This window comes from Acinetobacter sp. CIP 102136, assembly GCF_000369685.1.
In the GTDB taxonomy this organism is placed as follows: domain Bacteria; phylum Pseudomonadota; class Gammaproteobacteria; order Pseudomonadales; family Moraxellaceae; genus Acinetobacter; species Acinetobacter fasciculus.
On sequence record NZ_KB850147.1, the window covers coordinates 37,350 to 39,655 of the forward strand.

Consider the following 2,306-nt stretch of genomic DNA (forward strand, 5'->3'; position numbering starts at 1 on the left):
CATGCGGTGATTCCACCTAGAAAAAATGCGAAACCATGGAAAGATACAAAGAGTAGCTCGCTAGAGCGAAATGAATTACTTCGAACAGTTAAACGTTTAGGCAGGACACTATGGAAAAAATGGTCAGGCTATCATCGGCGAAGTTGGTTGAAACTAAGATGCACTGCATTAAATTATTAGGAGATAAACTCAGCGCAAGGAGTTTTGATAGCCAAGTGAATGAAATTCATGCACGTGTAGCAGTCCTCAACAGATTTACGGAATCAGGTCGACCATTTACCCAAGTTACGCCTTAAATTTGGCTCAATTAGGGGCGCTTTGCATTTCAAATCTTTGTGCAACAAAGCCCTTTGAAAGCGTAAAACTTTCATTGAGAACAACAATGGGTATAGACAGGGACAGTACGAGTTGAGGTGAAACAATAATATTAGTTGTTTTTTAGTTGAACCTTTTTTTGTCAATCGAATTGTTTTTAGTTCAAACATGATGAAGTTTATGAATTAAAATTTAATTCAACATATCATATTTATCTAATTAAAGGATAGTACTTTAACTTATTGAAATCAGGTGAGTGTAAGGGATATATGAAGTTATTGTTTGGTATACTTCGCTTAACATAATCAATATTATACGAAATCAGTTTGTTAGAACCCATTTAAAGTGTCTATATTCTCACCAATAAAAATGTCTGGTTTATGATGGTTTTTATCACCATGGACTGGATATAAAATATAGATGCTGATCACTATGTCTGATAAAGAAATTCAACGTCTTGCAGTTCTGCAAGACGTTAGAGATCATCGTATTACCCAGGTCCGTGCTGCTGAAATCCTGAATCTTTCCACCCGTCAAATTACCCGGTTATTGCAGAAGCTCAATCAAGATGGTGTCTCAGGTATGGCACATGCCAGTCGTGGTCAACCGGGTCATCGTCGCCATGACGTCCTGTTAAAATCAGAATGTCTTTCCATTATTTCTGAACATTTACTTGGCTTTGGTCCTACATTGGCTCATGAGAAGCTCAGCAGCATGTTTGGCCTGCATATCCCGGTAGAAACGGTTCGTCGCTGGATGACTGCAAATGACCTCTGGATTCCTCGATCCAAGCGCCTGAAACGTCCGTATCAGCCTAGATATAACCGTGATTGCTTCGGTGAGCTGATCCAGATCGATGGCTCATATCATGACTGGTTTGAAGGTCGAGCTTCCAAATGCTGCTTGCTGGTTTATATCGATGACGCCACTGGAAAGCTGTTGCATCTGCGCTTTTGTGAGGCTGAAACGACCTTTGATTATGGCTTTGTTGCACAAAGATTTGAAATGCAAAGCGCCCCTAATTGAGCCAAATTTAAGGCGTAACTTGGGTAAGTGGTCGACCTAATTCCGTAAATCTGTTAAGGACTGCTACACGTGCATGGATCTCATTCACTTGGCTATCAAAACTCCTTGCACTGAGTTTATCTCCTAATAATTTGATGCAATGCATCTTAGTTTCAACCAAACTTCGCCGATGATAGCCTGACCATTTTTTCCATAGTGTCCTGCCTAAACGTTTAATTGTTCGAAGTAAGTCATTTCGCTCTAGCGAGCTACTCTTTGTATCTTTCCATGGTTTCGCATTTTTTCTAGGTGGAATCACCGCATGCGCTTGCCGATCTGCAATGACCTGACGGCATTGCTTGGTGTCATAAGCTCCATCGGTATAAACAGAGTTAATCTGCTCATCTTGTGGAATCTGATTAAGTAAATCACCAAGCACCTGTGAATCACTGACATTATTGGTTGTAAGCTGAACTGCTCGTATTTGTAGGGTTTTAGCATCTATACCAATATGAAGTTTACGCCATTGGCGACGATATTCAGGTCCATGTTTCTTGCGTTTCCATTCGCCCTCACCTAGAAACTTCATGCCTGTAGAGTCCATGAGTAGATGCAGCCCATCTCTACTTTTTTGGTAGCTGATTACAATATCAATATGCTTTTGTCTTCTACAAAGCGTACTGTACGAATATCACTGATATTCGGGGCTGCTCAGCCGCAAAGTTTAATCAGACTTTGCACAAAGCCAGTAACCATACGTAAAGACAGACGGAATAAGGATTTAATCATTAAGCAGCATTGGATGGCTGCGTCGGAGTAGGTTTGATTTCGCCCTTGTTTGCCTTTTGATGGCGCATACCATTGCGTAGCAGGATCAAACCAAATGGCAATATTTCCGCGACTCATGAGTGCTCGGTTATATGCGGGCCAATTGGTTGTGCGGTAGATTTTGTGTGTAGGCTTCTTCATTTGAAAATTATATCGCT

The 2,306-nt window shown here is 40.9% G+C and carries 3 pseudogenes; 2 read left to right on the forward strand and 1 reads right to left on the reverse strand.

The features are described from left to right. Nucleotides 1–296, forward strand: a pseudogene (locus tag F893_RS17660) (transposase); the annotation flags it as partial. A 439-nt stretch (nt 297–735) separates the two neighbouring features. Then, a pseudogene (locus tag F893_RS16060) lies at nt 736–1,296 on the forward strand (helix-turn-helix domain-containing protein); the annotation flags it as partial. 52 nt (nt 1,297–1,348) lie between these two features. Here the strand turns inward: F893_RS16060 and F893_RS16065 are convergent. Continuing rightward, nucleotides 1,349–2,289: pseudogene (locus F893_RS16065) on the reverse strand (IS5 family transposase). Nucleotides 2,290–2,306: the final 17 nt, after the last annotated feature.